This is a genomic window from Pelatocladus sp. BLCC-F211, assembly GCF_041928655.1.
Classification (GTDB): domain Bacteria; phylum Cyanobacteriota; class Cyanobacteriia; order Cyanobacteriales; family Nostocaceae; genus Pelatocladus.
This window is the reverse complement of sequence record NZ_JBHFLM010000009.1, coordinates 21638-40741: the sequence shown is the minus strand read 5'-3', so window position 1 is coordinate 40741 and position 19104 is coordinate 21638. Positions and strand designations below refer to the sequence as shown.

General features: G+C 40.9%; 14 protein-coding genes and 1 pseudogene. 9 read left to right on the top strand and 6 right to left on the bottom strand.

What is annotated here, in order from left to right; all coding sequences use genetic code 11:
• Window positions 1–121 precede the first annotated feature (121 nt).
• On the bottom strand, window positions 122–703 hold the full coding sequence (locus tag ACE1AT_RS00645) for a Tn7 transposase TnsA N-terminal domain-containing protein (RefSeq protein WP_374865412.1): 582 nt from the start codon (window positions 701–703) through the stop codon (window positions 122–124).
• Window positions 704–1172: 469 nt separating this feature from the next.
• Between ACE1AT_RS00645 and ACE1AT_RS00640 the strand changes: the two genes are divergently transcribed.
• The 3 genes and pseudogenes from ACE1AT_RS00640 to ACE1AT_RS00630 all read left to right on the top strand — a co-directional run.
• Window positions 1173–2660: an IS1380 family transposase gene (locus tag ACE1AT_RS00640; protein WP_374865411.1), complete on the top strand. Its 1488-nt coding sequence runs from the start codon at window positions 1173–1175 to the stop codon at window positions 2658–2660.
• 252 nt (window positions 2661–2912) lie between these two features.
• The gene (locus ACE1AT_RS00635) at window positions 2913–3275 is read left to right on the top strand and encodes a hypothetical protein (RefSeq protein WP_374865410.1); all 363 of its coding nucleotides are present in this window, start codon (window positions 2913–2915) and stop codon (window positions 3273–3275) included.
• Window positions 3276–3447: 172 nt separating this feature from the next.
• A pseudogene (locus ACE1AT_RS00630) lies at window positions 3448–3630 on the top strand (IS5/IS1182 family transposase); the annotation flags it as partial.
• Window positions 3631–3758: 128 nt separating this feature from the next.
• On the opposite strand, the gene ACE1AT_RS00625 reads toward ACE1AT_RS00630, so the two are convergent.
• A complete protein-coding gene (locus tag ACE1AT_RS00625; RefSeq protein ID WP_374865409.1) occupies window positions 3759–6623 on the bottom strand; it encodes a cation-translocating P-type ATPase in 2865 nt (954 codons plus the stop codon).
• A 395-nt stretch (window positions 6624–7018) separates the two neighbouring features.
• Here ACE1AT_RS00625 and ACE1AT_RS00620 point away from each other — a divergent pair, with 395 nt between their 5' ends.
• The 5 genes from ACE1AT_RS00620 to ACE1AT_RS00600 all read left to right on the top strand — a co-directional run bounded on the left by ACE1AT_RS00620 (window position 7019) and on the right by ACE1AT_RS00600 (window position 11415).
• Window positions 7019–8218, top strand: a complete 1200-nt coding sequence (locus ACE1AT_RS00620) for an ATP-binding protein (protein WP_374865408.1) — start codon at window positions 7019–7021, stop codon at window positions 8216–8218.
• A gap of 444 nt (window positions 8219–8662) precedes the next feature.
• A complete protein-coding gene (locus tag ACE1AT_RS00615) occupies window positions 8663–8809 on the top strand; it encodes a DUF454 family protein (RefSeq protein WP_374865407.1) in 147 nt (48 codons plus the stop codon).
• A 207-nt stretch (window positions 8810–9016) separates the two neighbouring features.
• Complete coding sequence (locus ACE1AT_RS00610; protein ID WP_374865406.1) at window positions 9017–10141, top strand: ArsA family ATPase; 1125 nt, start codon at window positions 9017–9019, stop codon at window positions 10139–10141.
• Between the two features lie 53 nt (window positions 10142–10194).
• Window positions 10195–10407 carry a hypothetical protein gene (locus ACE1AT_RS00605; protein ID WP_374865405.1) on the top strand — a complete coding sequence of 71 codons (213 nt, stop codon included), beginning with the start codon at window positions 10195–10197 and terminating at the stop codon, window positions 10405–10407.
• Window positions 10408–10635: 228 nt separating this feature from the next.
• A complete protein-coding gene (locus tag ACE1AT_RS00600; RefSeq protein ID WP_374865404.1) occupies window positions 10636–11415 on the top strand; it encodes a carbonic anhydrase in 780 nt (259 codons plus the stop codon).
• Between the two features lie 202 nt (window positions 11416–11617).
• Here the strand turns inward: ACE1AT_RS00600 and ACE1AT_RS00595 are convergent, their stop codons facing one another.
• The 3 genes from ACE1AT_RS00595 to cax all read right to left on the bottom strand — a co-directional run bounded on the left by ACE1AT_RS00595 (window position 11618) and on the right by cax (window position 15703).
• Window positions 11618–13285: a SulP family inorganic anion transporter gene (locus tag ACE1AT_RS00595; RefSeq protein WP_374865403.1), complete on the bottom strand. Its 1668-nt coding sequence runs from the start codon at window positions 13283–13285 to the stop codon at window positions 11618–11620.
• A gap of 132 nt (window positions 13286–13417) precedes the next feature.
• The gene (locus ACE1AT_RS00590; protein ID WP_374865402.1) at window positions 13418–14410 is read right to left on the bottom strand and encodes a hypothetical protein; all 993 of its coding nucleotides are present in this window, start codon (window positions 14408–14410) and stop codon (window positions 13418–13420) included.
• 210 nt (window positions 14411–14620) lie between these two features.
• The gene (gene cax, locus ACE1AT_RS00585) at window positions 14621–15703 is read right to left on the bottom strand and encodes a calcium/proton exchanger (RefSeq protein ID WP_374865401.1); all 1083 of its coding nucleotides are present in this window, start codon (window positions 15701–15703) and stop codon (window positions 14621–14623) included.
• A 1055-nt stretch (window positions 15704–16758) separates the two neighbouring features.
• Here cax and ACE1AT_RS00580 point away from each other — a divergent pair.
• Entirely contained in the window at window positions 16759–18747 is a 1989-nt protein-coding gene (locus ACE1AT_RS00580; RefSeq protein ID WP_374865400.1) for an HMA2 domain-containing protein, read from the top strand.
• Here ACE1AT_RS00580 and ACE1AT_RS00575 read toward each other — a convergent pair.
• Window positions 18726–18926 carry a hypothetical protein gene (locus ACE1AT_RS00575; protein ID WP_374865399.1) on the bottom strand — a complete coding sequence of 67 codons (201 nt, stop codon included), beginning with the start codon at window positions 18924–18926 and terminating at the stop codon, window positions 18726–18728. The two genes, ACE1AT_RS00580 and ACE1AT_RS00575, sit on opposite strands and share 22 nt — an antisense overlap.
• Between the last annotated feature and the right edge of the window lie 178 nt (window positions 18927–19104).

Sequence of the window (19104 nt, the reverse complement as noted above, 5' to 3'; positions counted from 1 at the left end):
TTGTGGATTGTTACTTTCTGATAGAGCTTTCTGTAAACTTTCTTTCTGTGATTGATTCAAGTATCCTTGAGCAGGCATAGTAGTAGCTTCACGAGTTTATCCAGTTTACATTTTATGCAAATTAGGTGTGGAACAGCTTATCACCTTTAAATTGGGATAGTTTAATTAGACTGTCTGCGCCAATGGGTTGCATGAAATCGCAAGAAAGAACACCAACGTACAGGAGTTTGAATAAGAGGTTTAGAGATATTCCTTTTGGCTCCAATTCAACAGACACAACTTTTAGAGGTGTTGGTTCTCTATGTGTGAAATAACGTTGACATTCAATTATTTGTTGTAGACTCAACGGATTGCGAGCATACTTGTAGAGCAACTTTATATTATCTAGCTGCGGTTGCTGCCTAATCATCACATCGGTGACAACCACAAACTCCATGCTCATGTCTCTACACAAAGGAATAATGTGCCTCCACAACTCGAGATATGAAGAATCGTTAACTTTACTCTCTGGTTTGACTTCTACGACCTGTTGACATCGGGGTCTAATTACCCAGAAATCTGGGGTATAGGTTCTGGTTTTACCAGCATGAAGGTAAGTCAACTTAAAAGGTTGGCTCCTGTAAGACTGCACTGTTGGGTCAATCTCTAATAAATAGATGTAGTCCCGTTCGATTTGCGATTCCCACCAGATAGTGCTGTTCATTTTCAAGCTGGGGAATTTGCCAATGACTTTCCTAGATCCAGTATTTGTGATTCTTCTCGCTCCAACTGCCTTCAACTGTCTTGCCCATACTGAGATAAAGTGAGTTTTTGTAGCTTAATTTACAAACACTCATTTTCATCTTATCTGCAACAAATTTTCACTTTATCTGCGACATTTTCACTTTATGCGCGAACTTATATTCTACAATCTTTTTCCTGCTACCCAATAAATTATGGTTGCGAGAAGGTTTTTTCTCTACACCTATTTAACTTAAAACACCCCTTACACCTAGATAGTATCCATAGTTAAAAAATTTCGGGAAGTGAGTAATCTATCCCACATTCCGCAGGTTCATTAACAAAGGAGATAATATTTACGACAAGGACCCGGATTTCTCACAAAGAGATAAAAAAAGGGGTCAAAAAGTGCGAAAATGTATATAGGATAAGCATTTCAGCAGCTATAAAGCATGACCCCAATATTAACAGATCGTACACCAAAACAATTCAAATTCTTAGTTGAAAAGTCACGCCCGGTTGTAGTTAATTTCCAGGGTGGGACGGTAACATCAGATGCAGGATTGAGCTTAATTGCTGAAATAGACAGAAAACTGCAAATCACATCAAAGTTTGCACAGTGTTTCCAAGATTACCGAAAGCCAAATCGAATTGACCATTCAATAGAAAGTTTAATTAAACAAAGAATATACGGGTTGATCATGGGATACGAAGACTTGAATGACCATGAAGAATTACGTCATAACCCGATGTTTGCTCTAGCAGTATTGAAAAAAATAGGACTAGAGAATGAGCCGACAGTATTAGCAGGAAAGAGCACATTAAATCGGCTGGAACATTGTCCTGAAGATGTAGAACAAGGAAGCGATAGTCGTTATCATAAAATTGGGCATTCTCCAGAAGAAATTGAAAGATTATTTGTGAAAATATTTCTAGAATCTTACTCTAAAGAACCACGACAAATTATTTTGGACTTAGATGTAACCGATGATTTAGTACATGGGAATCAGGAGCAAGTTTTCTTCAATACTTATTATGGAGGATACTGCTATGCTCCACTTTATATTTTCTGTGGAAAACACTTGTTAGCAGCCAAACTGAGAGCGTCAAATGTAGACCCAGCAGCAGGGGCATTATCAGAACTACAGAGAGTGATTCAACAAATACGTCAACAATGGAAGAATGTTGAGATTTTAGTACGTGGAGATAGTGCCTATTCCAGGGACGATATCATGACATGGTGTGAGTCGCAGACTGGAGTTGACTACGTTTTTGGATTGGCACAAAACAACCGTTTAATTCAGATGATTAAGACGACTCAAGATAGAGCGAAGCTTGGGTTTGAGCAAAAATTATCAACAGTAGTTTCATTTTTAGAAACCGTATTTAAACCAGATGAACAACTTCCCGAATTGGCTGGCAACCTGATTAATAACTCAATTTGGTATAAGTCGTTAGATTATCAAACCCGTGAATCTTGGAGTCGTAGTCGTCGTGTTGTTTCTAAGGTTGAGTATGGGGCAAAGGGAACTAATATTCGTTTCGTTGTAACTTCTCTTCCTACCAATAAAGTACCCCCTAGTCAACTCTACACACAAAAATACTGTAAGCGGGGGGAGATGGAAAATCGCTTTAAGGAACAACAACTGGAACTTTTTAGTGATAGAACCAGCACACATACATTCGCTGGAAATCAACTACGATTATGGTTTTCTTCTATTGCTTACGTTTTGATGAATGCCTTGCGTCAACAATGTTTAGTGAAGACGGAACTACAAAATGCTACTGTTGGAACTATTCGTACAAAATTATTGAAGTTAGGAGCACTGATTACTGTAAGCGCACAGCGGGTTTTAATTGCAATTAGTAGCTCTTGTCCGTACAAACATATCTTTGCTGCTGCTTACAGATACTTAAAAATACTCCCAAATACCGCTTAATGTAAAGTCAAGGTGCATTTCGTGAATCTCGAATTAATGATACTTTAGGCTTAGTTTTATCCGAGTCTAGTTTTGTAATGCTTTATTTCATGAACAAAGCACTTCGATTTCAGTATCAATAAAAATACAGTAGCTATTTTATCTTTATAATTGCCGATTTACACTTAATTTGTCTCCCTGCGTAAATTTGAATTGGTAATGTAGCAACAAAATATCTTACATCAGGTAATGTAAATCGATTTTTTATTGTTTGTGAGAAATCCGGGTAAAATAGGAGTGCTTTTTAGTATAGCGACAGGTGCTGTAATTGCCTTAGTTATCGATGTTTTTAATACGCATGACATTCAACTTGCAAGAAAATTATACGAGTTTTTAAATCCGGGAGATGTGCTTTTAGGAGACAGGGCTTTTTGTGCGTATGCGGATAAATTCTTAAATGTTTCTAACCAAATTCGCGACAGAATTTACCAGACCTTGTTAAAAATACTTATTCATAAAGAAGTACCACTAAGATCTGGTCGCTGTGAGCCGAGAGTGAGAAAACGTCGTCCTAAAGCTTACCCCTTGATGCAAAAATCAAGACAACAGTATCATATTGATTTAAAGTCTGCTTAATTCTTATAAGAAGTAATTTCAAATTTTAAGGATAACATACCATACTCAATCTGAATATCTAATTCGCGTAATATTTACGCGAATTAGTTTTTTCTTGCCTCCACTCCCTCATTCTACACAGATCCTTTTTTCTAACCCTTACAGTTACTGACTTCTAGCTTATCTTAGTGCCATTCGACTAGAAACATTAGGAGAAGGAATGCGTTCTGCCCTGGATAGTTTAGCAGTAGCCGTACCAGAGTGGTTAACTGCCCACATTCAACCAGATTGGTTTGACCGCTACGGTCGTCGAGTAGAAAACTATCGTTTACCTAAATTGGATTCAGAGCGAGAAGCTTTAGGCAGTACGATTGGCGCAGCGAAACGGTCGCTCCACCTTACCTTTGGAACGAGCCGTTACTCGTCGCCCATCTTTACCATTGGGTAAATACTAACTATCCCCAAACTAGATCATCATCAGTTTAAGGTGCGTTTGCCCTGAATTTAGCCTCTTTGCCGACGGAAGAACCATCGGATAAATAGCTTCTCGACCTCAATCCATATAAAGATAATAGCACTGAAGCCAATACAAACCATTAGCTCTTGGAAGGTAATGTAGTGAGTGCCGAAGAAGTTTCGGAGTGGTTCGATATAAATCAGCAACAATTGCAAGATACTGGTTAAAACCACAGAAGCAAGGATAAAGGGGTTAGAGAAGGGATTGACCTGAATGAATAAACGAGTGTTGGAACGAATAGCAAGTGCATGTCCCATTTGAGCTAGACAGAGGGTAGTGAATACCATTGTCTTCCAACGGTCTGGATCAAGTGTTCCACCTGCTGTGTTCTGTTGGGTAAAGCCGTATGCCCAGACCATCATCGAGATCGTGACTACCGCTAGAACACAGCCGATCCGAATCATATAAGCTCCCAAGCCTCTGGCAAAGATATTTTCTTTGGGGTCTTTGGGTGGCTGCTGCATGACAATCGGTCTACCTGGCTCAACTGCTAAAGCTAAGGCAGGAACACCGTCTGTTACTAGGTTCATCCAAAGAATTTGTAAGGGTGACATCGGCACACCACCTAATCCTAGTAAGGGTGCAGCAGCAATAGTTAGGACTTCTCCAATGTTACTGCCTAAAATGTAACGGATAAAGCGGCGAATGTTGATGTAAACAACACGCCCTTCCTCTACGGCTGATACGATTGTGGTGAAGTTGTCATCTAATAGCACCATATCACTGGCTTCTTTACTGACATCTGTACCTGTAATTCCCATTGCCACGCCAATATCTGCCTGTTTTAATGCTGGAGCATCATTAACTCCGTCTCCTGTCATTGCCACTACATTGTTGCGATGTTGCAGTGCTTGGACAATCCGCAGCTTATGCTCTGGTGAAACACGAGCATAGACGCTGATTCTGTCAACCTCTATTTCCAAGTCTGCCATGCTCAGTTTTTCTAATTCCTGTCCAGTAAGACATAAGTCACCTACTTTAGCAATACCTAAATCTTCAGCGATCGCCTGCGCTGTTAACTGATGATCTCCAGTAATCATGACAGGGCGAATACCTGCTGCTCGGCATTTTGCTACTGCTTCTCTGACTTCAGGACGGGGTGCATCTAGCATTCCTACTAAGCCTAACCATGTCAGTTCATTTTCGGAGACATCTTCAGAAGCTTCGAGCGGCAATTCTGTTAAAAGCTTAGTGGCAAATCCTAATACTCGCAGACCTCGACCCGCAAGCTGATTATTTTGCTGGAGAATTGTTCGACGCTGTTCATTTGTGAGAGGTTGCCAACGATTCCCCACCTGAATATGAGTACAACGTTCTAAGGTTAACTCTGGCGATCCCTTGGTAAACATAACGTAGGGTGCAAGGTGTAGGTTATGGAACACAGAAAGTTGTTCATTGCCTGTGTGAGTTTCCACCATTACACTCATACGCTTACGCTCTGAGGAAAAAGGGAATTCTGCAACGCGAGGGAAATAGATATCTTGCTCATGCTTGCGGAGTCCAGCTTTACCTGCAACAGATAGTAATGCTCCTTCTGTGGGATCTCCGAGAATTGCCCACTCACCACTTTCTTTTTGCAAAATTGCATCGTTACACAACACACAGGCAAGCATGAGTGCTAAAAGTTCTGGCTGCTGTTGAGGCGAAATCATTTTAGATGGTTGGTTTACCATACCCATCTCGTAAAATTGACCTTCAGGACTGTACCCTTCTCCTGTGATACTGACAGAACTACTAGGTGTATGCAGTGCCTGTACTACCATTTTGTTTTGGGTGAGAGTTCCAGTTTTGTCTGAGCAAATGGTGGTGACAGAACCAAGAGTTTCTACAGCAGGAAGTTTGCGAATGAGAGCATTGCGCCTTACCATTCGCTGGGTTCCCAGTGCCAAGGTGACGGTGATTACTGCTGGTAAACCTTCTGGAACAACGGCAACTGCCATGCTGAGGGAAACTTTTACTAATTCCTCAAACAGAGAGGGATGAACAATTGTACCGCCCACTATGACTATTGCCACCAGTATTAAGGAACCCGTTACTAGGGTATTTCCCAGTTGGCTCATGCGCTTTTGCAAGGGGGTAGGCTCAGATTCCACTGATTGGAGTGCGGTTGCAATCTTGCCCAGTTCTGTTTGCATTCCAGTTTCAGTGACTATGGCTGTTGCCCGTCCTTGAACAACTTCAGTGCCAGAGAAAACTAAATTGATGCGATCGCCCAAAGGCGAATCTTTTGGTAACAGCACTTCTGCTTGTTTGTTGACTGCATGTGCTTCTCCTGTGAGGGCTGCTTCTCGCACTTGCAGATTCGCAGCTTCTACCAAGCGTCCATCCGCTGCTACTTTGACTCCAGCTTCTAGCAGCATTATGTCTCCTGGCACCAGCTCCTTTGACTCTACTTCTACTGGCTTGCTGTCCCGAATGACTCGCACTTTTGATGAAGCTAGGTTTTTTAGTGCTGCTAAGGCTTTTTCGGCACCACTTTCTTGAATATAGCCTAGTACACCATTCAAGATTACCACTACAAAAATAGCGACAGCATCCTTGGGAAACACGAACTTCCCACCTGTAAAAGATTCGCGAATATCCAAAATTGCAGAGATGACTGCAACTGCAATCAGCATTAGCAGCATGATGTTTTTGAACTGGTCCCACAAGATTTCTAAGGGTGTACGTCCCCCCGTTTCTACCAATTCGTTAGAACCATAGCGCTGCCGTTTTTCTGTAATTTGTGTGGTTGTTAAACCGGAGGTGCGATCGCCTTTCAGCTTCTGAAGTGCTTGATTAACCTCCAAGGTATGCCAAGCCGGAGCTTCAGGCTTGGCAAAAGCTGAGTCTGATATGGTACTAGAAGACATGGATTGAAATTCCTAGTAATGCTGCTATGTCTACTTGCAATATTTAATAGTACTCATCTTACTATACAGCACTATTAAATAGTATTGAACATAAGATCTATTAATATCACTCTTCAGTGCTTTTAATAATTGGTAATTACCAAAGTTGGCGGATACTAGTTCAGAAGTACCGATTTGTGAAAAACAAGATCCCCCACTTTTCCAAAAAGTGGGGGATCTTGGTGGGCTGAATTTTTCACAACTCAAATAGGATCTTATATATCTATAACAATAAATAATAGTATTTGTAAAAGATTTAAATACTATTAAATAGTATTAACTATAATCTAAAATTATAGTTATTATGACTCTTACCTTAAGTGTATCGTACTTCCTAACCCTTACTCCCTGAAAAAATGGTCAGCAATCCTTTTATTCCCCGATATTTAGTAGGCAGACAGGCAGAACTACTGCAAGTCAGTACAATTCTTGCTCAGGATGGCGACCTGATGGTAGCAGGTGTTCCAGGAAATGGGCGGCGAGCGCTCATCCGTTGGGCTGCCCAACAGGTAGGAGCGAGAGTTTTGGAAATTGACTGTCTGCGAGCGACAAATTCTTCCCGTTTTTTGGAACTGTTGGCAGAGAAACTAGTAGAAGTGTTCTCAGATCCAGGCGAACTAGAACTCATCCAACGATGGAGTACAGAACATCCGTTGATTCTGGAACAATATTTGACACGACGAACCCGCTTAGTCTGGCACGTCCCATCTAAGGATAACTGGATTATCCTACAAGCTCTTCTAACCCTGCCGCAAGTGATGGCAGAATGGCTGGATTGCCGAGTTGTGTTAGTATTTCAAAATTTTCCCCACATTCGTTCTTGGGATCGAACTGGAAAGTGGGAAGATTACGTGCGCCAGGAAGTTGAGCGGCAAAACCGTGTCAGTTATGTCCTAATTGCTACAGTTACAGAACCCTGGGTTTATGAAAGCAATTTGCATGTCGTTACCTTAGCACCTCTTGAGCGCCAAGTTCTCCAGTCTTGGGTTATAAATGTGATGGCAGTAGAAGGATTAAAGTTTGAAGCAGAGAGTCAAGCACTCAACATGTTTCTCAACTACGTCCAAGGTCATCTTGGTGATGCCATAGCTCTTGCCCGTCGTATATGGCTAGACTGTCGAGCTTTTGCAAGAATGAAGGATGAAGGTACTAAAAAAAATGCATCTGGAGTCACGAACTCTGATCTGCAATCTTTAAGTCATCCTTTAGTTCATCCTTCATCACCAATAGTTTATTCTTTTGAAGACGGATTGATTCAAACTCACCACGTCCATCGTAGTGCTCTAAGTTTAGTGGAAGACCTATCTCTAACTTTCGAGTCGTTGCTTTTATTGCTGCCACCCATTCAAGCTCGTGTTTTAGAAAGTTTAGCTCTTGACCCAACTGATAGCCCTCACTCACGCGAATATATTGAGAAACATCAACTTTCTAGAGGAGGAGGTCTGCAAGGGGCGCTTGCTGGATTGGAACAAAAAGGACTTGTTTACGGTTCTAAATATAGCTATCAGATAGCAATGCCACTGTTAGCATTCTGGCTAAAGCACCGTCTGAGTTAAATGATAATTAGGAAAAAGGGCATGATAGGAAACCCCGCGATCGCGCTCAACCCATAGGCAAAAATGGTCAGAATGATTGAGCCAATAATAGATATGACCAGCGATAACAGAATATTGGGGAGCAACAACCCAAGTGTGTTCATAAACCGATTGAACGGTTGAGTCCAACCATTTTTTCTAGGGGCTATGCTGAAGGAAGAGTACATAAGTACCTCAAAATGTATGGTTTAAGGGAATACATTACCGTTAACATCACCTTACCACTAAATCCAATGCAAGGATGATAGAACTTTATACTAAAACTAGGGCAAATAGATGAATTTTACCTTATCATTGCAATCAACTATTAGTATAGTAACGCACTATTAATTTTCTGAGTCAAGGGGTAATTTTTCTGGTACATTTCAATTAGTAGGAAATCGTAAGTATTTGGACAAATAAATTATGTTTAAGCAGATGAGAAATGCCGCAAGAATTGTTGTTGGCTCGATATCCGCTGTTGTAGGTGTTGTTGGGATACTTCTGCCTCTGGTTCCTGGTACTCCATTTCTTCTAGTAGCTGCGGCTTGCTTTAGTTCTTTAGAACCTTAAATTCCTGATTGATTGACCAATTTGTATCACAATTGGTCAATTTTTTCAAAAAATTAGTCAATCTCACTAATTCATCTTTACTCACATAGAATTACCTGAATATTTTAGTCTGGGTTAATTAACTCTACCTCATACTGGCTAGAGTTTTTCTAACACCTAACTTTCACATCAATTCCAGTAATTCTAGAGTGAAAGGTTAATATTTCAATGAGCAGAATTATTACATTTATTGGTAAAGCAGGGATAGGGCATACAACGCTAGCGATCGCTACTGCCAAATGGTTTTCTCAACAGAGGAAAGAAGTGCTATTTGTCACTCATAACCCTAGTCCCAATGCTGAAATTTTGTTGAAAACTCCGCTGACGAATATCCCCCAGATTGTAGCTCCCCATCTCCAAGCTGTGCAGCTACAACCTACAATAATGCTTGACCAAACCTGGGAAGAAGTTAAAAAACTACTGTCCCTCTATATCCCAATGCCTGACTCTGAAGAGATCTACTCAGGGGAGTTAATTTTGTTCCCTGGATTTGACAGTCTCCTCTATTTCAATGCTATGCGCCAATACTATCAAAGTGGCGACTATGAAGTCATAGTCTATGATGGTCGGGGAGATTTAGAAACGCTGCGGATGTTAGGCATACCAGGAATGTTGGACTGGTATTTTCAGCGTTTTGGCAAGATGTTTGAGGGATTTAGCTTACACAAAATTGCTGATTCTATTGGTGGGCCAATTGCTTCTGCGATTGTTTCGGCAAATGTGGATACTGAAAAAGTGCAACAAGGTTTAGAGCAAATCCGTAGTTGGATTGCTGAAGGTATGGCTGTTGTGGGAGATGCAGGTAGGCTGACATCTTACCTAGTGACTAGTAATGAACCGGGAGCGAGCGCTGAGACTAAATGGCTTTGGGGGAGCGCTCAACAGGTAAACTTAATAGTGAGTGGTGTTCTGGCTTATCAGTGTCAAGAAAGTAACGACCTAACCGATTTACAGCAAGTCTTTGCTCCCTTGAATGTTACTTCCATTCCAGCTTTAAAAGAGCATAACTGGGATCCCTTATTAGAAGCACTACCTGATTTTAACGATAATCATCAGGCTCCTTTACCTCTCAAGATTGATCTAGAATCTCGTCAATTATTTGTATTTTTACCGGGATTCACTAAAAAACAGGTTAAATTAACTCAACATGGTAAAGAACTGACAGTTGAAGCAGGCGAGCAACGGCGAAATATCTTTTTACCTCCAGATTTGCAAAAGTTATCTATTCAATCAGGTAAATTTGAAGAACCATATTTGATAGTTGCTTTTGAAGAAAAGCAAGGACAGGCTTAGGTCATGCAATTTTGGATTTGAGATTTTGAATTGATTCCATAATAGGTGAATGTATGGGTTGGTTAATCACATTAGTAACGGAAACTATTACTGAATTTATTGTTAATGTCTTGGTAGAGTGGGTAAGATCGGTGATTGTTGAAGCGATCGCCATCTTTATTACAGAAATAGTAATTGGCTTGATTGCTGAATGGATTGCAGAAGCAGTAACTGCATTAGTCATAGAACTGGCGATATTTGTCAGGAGAAACCTACCTATCTCTTAAATGTAAAACTTTGATTTGAAGTTAGATTACCTAATGGATAACTTGGATTTTTCTACCATAACCAGTTGGTCTATCATGCTAGGGTTGCTGGGTTTTTCTCTATGGCGATTTTGGAAATGCAGACCCCGAACTCCTTAAGCAAGGTAAATCGTAATAGTTTGTAATTGGTTTTTCCTATTACCGATTACCAGACTATGCGACAATTTTACGCACAACAGTACTTAGCTTATGAGAAAATTAATTAGAGGTCTACAACAGTTTAAAAGCATTTATTTCTCTACCCATCTGGAGTTGTTTGAGCAACTTTCTCATGGTCAAAAACCTAGAGTTCTATTTATTACTTGCTCCGACTCCCGGATGGACCCAAATTTGATTACTCAGGCTGAAGTAGGTGAGTTGTTTGTCATTCGCAATGCAGGTAATATTGTTCCACCTTATGGAGCAGCTAATGGTGGTGAAGGAGCTTCGATAGAATATGCAATTCAAGCATTGGATATTGAACAGGTTGTGATCTGCGGTCATACCCACTGTGGAGCGATGAAAGGATTGCTGACACTGGATAACCTCAGACAAGAAATGCCTTTGGTTTATGACTGGCTCAAACATGCGGAAGCTACCAGAAGATTAGTAAAAGACAACTACAGAACATTCCAGTCTGAAGAATTATTGGAGATTGCGATCGCGGAAAATGTCCTAACGCAAATTGAAAATCTGAAAACTTACCCCATTGTTCACTCTAGGTTGTATCAAGGTAGGTTGAAGATTTATGGCTGGATTTATCACATTGAGACAGGTGAAGTACTAGCATATGATTCTGTGAGTCATGGCTATGTATATCCTCAGAGTCAGCTGAGTGACTACGATTCTGAAACAGGGCCAACCCCAGGACAATTTGCCAATACCAGCGCTCCTCTAGTAGCTTTAGAACTACCCCAGTATCATGTCATTGCTTCCCATAATGGTAATGGCTCAAATGATTCATCTCAGCAACATGAAGCAGTAACCTAGCTTGAAAATAAGATCCTCGACTGTGAGAAGTCGGGGATCTTGTCTCTAACAAATGACTTAAGAATGCTATATCGAGGAGCTAACAAAAAAAATATTATGAATTAAAATATGTCTTGAAAGTTAACTTTCAAGACATATTTTTAGTTATCAGTTCAGTATGATTTTGAGCGATAATTCTGAACAGGGTACAAGCCCCCTAAACTCAACCAGTCTGCAAACCGATTTCAACCTTATCCATCACGACTGCTCGTTTCAGGGCATAGGTTCGATCCATAAACAGGTTTTCACAGGGTACTAAGTTGAGTATGTCAAGACGCTCCAACAGCTGCTTAACTCTGCCAACTGCACCAACAATAAACACCTGACAGCCTTTTTGCTGAAAATCTTTGATGGCATTTTCGATCGCCAACGCAGCAGTTTCATCCAGATAGGGAACATTGCTGAGATCAATCACTAAAGTATCACAATTCTTGATGGCTAACTGTTCGCGAGCGATGGTTTTTGCCACCCCGAAGCTCATCGGTCCACCCATGTAGAACAATGAGACTCGCCCATCGGCTAAATTAAGCAACTCCTTTTCTTCCAAATTCAGGGGAATAGAATCATCTCCATCACAAACTGCTTTGATCTGTTGAGCATGTACATTACTCAATTGCTCGATTGTCAAGAGGTTAGCAATAAACATTCCCACCCCAGCAGCAACCATCAAATCCATAAACACCGTCATCAGCAGTACTCCGTACATAATCAAGGTTGATTTCCAGGGAACCTTATGCGATCGCTTCAAGAAGTTCCAATCGAGCATTTCAATTCCCACCGAGAAAGCAATCCCCGCTAGTACCGCCATTGGAATATTTTCTGCTAAATCAGCAGCCCATAACACCACAACCAACATCAGCGCTGCACGAATCAAACCTGCAAGAGCAGTCCTAGCTCCTACCTGGACATTGATCACAGTTCCCATCGTCGCACCAGAACCGGGAAGCCCACCGCAAAAACCAGCAACTAAATTCCCTATTCCCTGACCAACCAATTCCTGATCTTCATAAGTCTCCGTGCGCGTCATACTATCAGCAATGACCGATGTCAGCAGGGCATCAATCGAACCCAACATACCCAGCATGGCTCCATCGATGAACATCTGCACGGTTTGAGTGGGTGTGAAGGTAGGCATGTACAGAGTCGGTAGTCCTGACGGGATTTCACCTATCCGTCTTAACTCCACATTATGGAGCAAGGTAAAGGAAATGATTGTACCGATGACCAATGCTGCCAATTGTGGTGGAAAATAATGCTTAAGTTTCGAGGGCATTAAGAAAATAATTGCCATCGTTATAATTGCTAGGTTGGTTTCGACAGGATTCAGGTTTGTCAGAAGTTGAGGTAGCCTGGTTAGCGTTCCCATTAAACCCCCTTCTGGGGCTGCATGTCCTAGAAATGGTGGTATCTGAAGAATAATTAGAATCACGCCTATTCCAGACATGAAGCCTGAAACAACGCTATAGGGCATGAGGATAATGTATTTGCCCAACTGAAAGATGCCAAAGAGGATTTGAAACACTCCGGAAAGCATGACCACCGTAAACGCCATCGCCATGCCATTCTCCGGATTTCTAGCAATCATAGCGCTAACGATTGCTGTCATAAATACGGTTGTTGGTCCGGTTGGTTCAGAAATTTGAGTTGGTGTACCACCAAACAGAGATGCAAAAAAGCCAACACAGATCGATCCATAAAGACCTGCTACAGGTCCTAGACCAGAAGCCGCCCCAAACGCCAGGGCTATTGGTAATGAAACAATGGCATTGGTGACACCGCCAAAAATGTCACCGCGTAAGCTTCGGAAATGAATTCTATTAGTCAACTGCATGGAATTTTAACTGGGTTGAAAGTCGAATAGTAAGGATTCAGGTGGGGATGTGGAAACCTCGCCCTACTCACTCTGTTCGCGGAGGGTGGAGTAGTTTCTATATGTGACAAATATATGTGACAAACAAATATATTAAGATTGTTGCTTTTCTTCTTCACCTCCAACTTCGACACGATCTGTGGTTTTGATGTTAGGGTTCCATTCTGTTCTTCTACCTACAAACATGCCAATTTTTTTGCCAACTTCTTTGCCTTTTGGTCCCAGTACTGTACCTCCAATCACTCCACCGATAACAGCTGTACCAGTTTCACCTAAGAAATTGCAGGTAGCATTGCTTAACCAACTTCCTTTCTGCTGTTGAGAAGATAATGGTTTGACATTAGAAACAGTTTCAGAATTTTTTTGAGTGGCCTGATTGACTTGCCGCACCGCATCTTCGCCAAGCTGTGATCCAATAGTAAAACCAACTACACTGCCTACTTGAGTACCAACAATCACGCCTGCTGGTCCCATCGCTATCCCAACTACAACAGCTCCAACTGTTCCCCCTACTGTTTCTCCCACAGTAGCTCCTATCAAGCTGCCTCCAAATTCTTGAATTTTGGTCTTAGATGCAGGAGAGGGAATATTTTCTATTACTTCAGATACTGTCTGAGCAAAAGCTTGGCCAGCTTGGGAGGTGGTATTCCCGATCGCTTCGCCAAAACCAGCAGTTGTTCCTGCTACCATTTTTCCAGTTAAGAAAGCAGCACTTCCAATCACTTCACCCATATTGTTGGCTGTTGCAGACAAATATGCTAAACCAGGAGGTGTGACGCTATCAAGAACTTCTCCAACATTAGCAGCTGTTTCCAGCGCCGTTTTTCCAGCCTGGTATGCCATGCCATTAATTACTTCTGCCATACCAGCAGTGTTTTCAGTCACAGCTTTTCCTACTTGCCATGCTGCATCGCTGATTGCTTGTCCGATGCCATTCGCAACTGTGGCGAAAAATCCTAAATGAGGAGCTTTTTGAGTCGCAATTCTAGCTAACTGAATACTGGAAGATTGAGAATAAACTTCGATTACCTCTGCTTTGACTTCAATATCTGAGGATTGAGCTTTGATTCTTGCTTCACTTGACATGGAGATGACCTCAAAAAAATTGGGATGGGAGATTTAGCACTGTTAAGGGTTTGGACAAGGGGTATAGGAGTTTAGGGGTGTAGGAGGAAAGAAAGTTAAATATTCTTGCCCCCTTATTTCTTATCTCCCCTACACCCTTACACCCTTATCCCCACCCTGGGGGAAGCCGCGCAAAGCGCGTCTACACACCCTTGTTGAACTGTATTGTTGTTAAGGGTGAAAGTAGAATGCTGTGCCAACAACAGCATAGGTAATGAGAAGCAAAGCTCCTTCTAACCAATTGGATTGACCATCGGTGCTGATAGAGTTGGTAATTAAGACTGCGATCGCCACTGCGAGTACTTCAAAGGGGTTGAAGTCCAAATTCATTGATTGCCCCATTAACTGACCCACCAACACTAAAACAGGAGCAATAAACATGGCAATTTGCAAACTCGATCCCATTGCAACTGCCACCGCTAAATCCATCTTGTTCTTCATCGCAAAGGTGGCAGCGGTGATATATTCCACTGCTCCCCCAAAAATGGGAATGAGAATAACGCCTGTAAAAAGACTAGATAAACCTAAAATAGAAATCGCTTCTTGTAGGCTTGCTACTAGAGTATCAGATACAAAGACCAGAACAATCGTGCAAATGAGCAGAATTCCAACTGACTTCCATAAACCAGTCTTATGTTTCTCAGATGCAAGTGCATCTTGGTTAGTTTCTTCTAGCTCTCTGAGTTGATAAATAGATTTGTGGGTTTTCATGGAAAAAACCAAAGTCAACCCATAGAAAAGTAACAACAACAAAGCAGCAACTATTGAAAAATGATTAATTGTTGCAGGTTGCAAGCCTGTAGAAGTGAAATTAATAGCAGTTGGGGAAAGCAGCACTACTAATGCTAAATTCAACGAAGAAGCGTTAATACGAGCAACTGTTGGTTGAAAGCTTTGCTCTTTAAAGCGCAATCCTCCTAACAGAATTGCTGCCCCTAGTGCTAAGAGAAGATTGGCAACGATTGTACCTGTAATGCTAGCTTTGACTACATCTACCAGTCCGGCTCTAAGTGCAACAATAGCGATGATTAACTCTGTTGCGTTACCGAAGGTAGAGTTAAGCAAACCCCCCAAAGATGGGCCAATAACCTCAGCGATCGCTTCTGTTGAATCAGCAATAAATGCTGCTAGAGGAATTATTGCCAAGCCGGAAGCAATAAAAACAATGATGACGGGAAAATCTAGCCATTCTGCTATGAATGCAATTGGCAAAAAAACCAACATACGTAGCAGAATTACCTGTTTTTGAGTCATTGTTGAGACTCCTAATTAAAAAAATTTTCTCCTGTTAATTACTCCTATCCCACTCTTAGTTGTCCATAGACGTACAGTGGCTACTCGGAGCATCGATGCCAATACTGCCAAGAAGAACACAGGCGTTGCTGAATCAAAATATAAATTTACAATTCACGGGTGTGTAGAGACGTAGCATTGCTACGTCTAAATTAATAGAAAAATTGACAAAATGTTCTCAGGTTAGAAACATTGAATTTGAAGGATAAAAACTGTTATCCAACGGTTAGAGTGTATTTTATGTATACTCTGAATTGCCTTTAACGCCTGCATAAACTGCTGTGACAAACTATTAATTACGATTGTCGTAGCAGAGTGTATTTGACAATATTTTAGTTGACTGAGATGATCGCTTGCCTAAAGGAAAAACTACCACATTTAAAATCTTATAATTAAAAAATTAATTATCTTTAACAAACATAAATACTAAACATCAAACAAAAAACTATATTGATTTTCATCAATTCATACCAAATAGCTAGTACAGCTATTTTAAAGTTGAGCTACTTATCTTTATTTAAAATGTTTGTGGAAGTTAGACCTTTTGGATAGTAAGTATTACCTACTTAGGAAGAGAAGGTATTACGATTTTTTATATATTCTATCAGAACAAAGAGCTATATGAGGAGTAAGTTTTATGAATGAGATGCTATTAGTTTCTATTCTGGGTTTTGTGATTTTATTTGGAATGACATTGTTGGTAGTGGAGGAGCTTAGTATCGAAAGAAGGGTGATTTTGGCTGAATATCGCAGGAATAAGAGATAATTTAGGGTGATTGATGAGTGGTAGATATACATAGAAAACAACAAAGTAGAACTAACTAGTGTGCCATAGAAGCCTTTTGACTTAATCAGCTTTGATGGCTTATGCCAGTTACAGGTGTTTTCTTTGTGTTCAAAACACTGAACAATTCTCACATAGTTTTACAACAAAAGCTTTTGACTTGTTTCAGTTGTAGCTTATGATGTTAACTAATGTGAGATTTAAAACCCTTTCATAAGATTCTCTTGATGCGATGAGCTACCAGGTCGTTCACTCTACTTTTGGACGTTATCGTATTCGTATACCTCAACTTGCTCATGATTCAGACTTTGCTAGCAAACTAAAGACACTAGTTGAATCCCTAGCATTTGTGACTGAGGTTCGTATTAATGCACAAGCAAGTTCACTCATTGTCCATTATCAAGATGATATTTGCAGCACAATGGCGCTGGAAAAGTTTGTTAGCTGTATCCAGGCGGTAGATTGTATTGAAATTCCTTTTACAGAATCTCTACCTGGAGAAGACCTGAAACCGGAAGTTAATCAATGGAAGGATTTAGGATTTCCTCTCCTCAGCCTGAGTTTGGCTTTGTTAGCAGCTCCTTTGGAGTTACCGCCTTTGATTCTAGTTTTAGCAATTGCTGGAGCTGCAACACCTTGGTTTAACCGTGCTGCTGATAGTCTGCTCAATCAACGTCAGCCTAATATTGATCTACTGGATTCAGCCTGGATGACTATGCAGGCTGTCCAAGGTCAATTTATCGCACCTTCACTCAAGACAGCTTTGGTAGAAATTAGGAGAACTCTGAGGGGAAATACAACCCAGACTAGAGAAGAGCTGTCTTTAAATTTATTAAATGAATTAGATCAGTATGTTTGGGTAGAGTTGGATGGAGAAGAACAACATATCCATATAAGCAATTTACAGGAAGGCGATCGCATCATCATTAAATCAGGTGAAATGATTTTGGTAGATGGGATCATTGTTTATGGTTATGGTTTAATCGATTCCCAGAATTTAACAGGTAGTTCTACACCTGTTGTTTGCTCTCAAGGACAAGATATCTACGCCTCTTCAATATTGCTTGAAGGTTGCTTATGTGTCTTGGTGAAAAGAATAGGACTTAATACTCGTGCTGGTTTAGCTGCTCTGGTCACTGAATTAGCGCCTGTTCACGATACAAAAATTGGTGCTTTGCAAGCAGAATTCGTTAGGAATGCAATTTTACCAACTCTCGCTTTAGGTGGCACAATTTATTTAATGACGGGTAATATTGGTGCTGCTATCTCACCCTACCAATTTGATTTTGGCAGTGGTATTCCAATTTCGCTTTCGACAACAGTCCTACAAGCGTTGATCTATGCTGTGCAACATGGAGTCTACATTCGCAGTGGTGGTGTTTTGGAAGCATTAGCGCAAATCGATGCTATTGTCTTTGATATCGATGTCTTGGCTTTAGATTCCCCTGAAACTATGGAAACTATTGCCATTCTCCAGGGTCAAAACATAGATATTTACTTAGTTTCTGATGCTCCTGAATCGATCGCTGTTGAGATTGCAACTCAGTTAGGAATTCATCCCCATCAAGTCTGTGCAGAAGTTCCTTTAACCCAAAAAATTAATCTGATTCGTGGATTGCAGCACCAAGGTAAGACAGTGGCTTTTGTGGGAGATGAAGAAGATGAGGCAGTGCGCCTTGCTCACGCTCATGTCTCCATTTCATTTGCCAAGACGAGTGAGATTCCCCATACCACAACTGATGTTGTCATTTTAGAAGATGATTTACGCGGAGTAACACATGCCATTGCGATCGCCAAGCGAGCAATGGAAACAATCTACGAAAACACTGCAACTATAGTCATTCCTAACCTATTTATGCAAATAGGTGGTGGAATATTATTGGGTGTAAATCCTGTTTATAATGTAATTGTAAATAATGGTACAGCCTTTGTAGCTGAATTCTTAAACGGTTCGCGCCCACTTTTTGAGACAAACTTCTTACCTCCTCTGAGAAGCAGTTCTCAAAAAATCAGTCGAGAAAATCTTGAAGAATACAATTCATCAAATGGTAAAGCACTCAAACAGGCTGAATTGGCAAAGCGCTTAGGAGTATCATCTCAGTCTCTTACCAACAAAAGATTAAAGCCTGAGTTTCATATATGGACTCAGGCTAGAGATCCAGAAGGAATAGCATGGGATTTTGATCCAGTAGCAAAGCGCTATCGACATTCACTCGCTTGAAGTTTTGCAAGATGATCTTGAGGATATGCATTTGCACACAGAGCATCTGCTGTTTGTTGAGTCATGAACAAATGAGCTGATAAATCAGTGAGAATGACCAGCACAAGAAAAGCAAATGGTCCAATAGCAAGACTGATCGTTAGCTTGCGTAAGTTAAAGAACTCTGGATATTCAAGCATGGTAAAAAATCTCCGATAGAGGAAAGTTCTTTTCTCCTGATTAGAAATCAGGAGAATTAATATCAAGTTTGCATGATTACTTGTAATTCCCGTTTAACCTCACCTCTATCTCCTCTGCGTAGGTTCACAGAGGAGTGCCGAAGGTGGCTTAATTATTGGCAAAATTTGTTTCAAGATA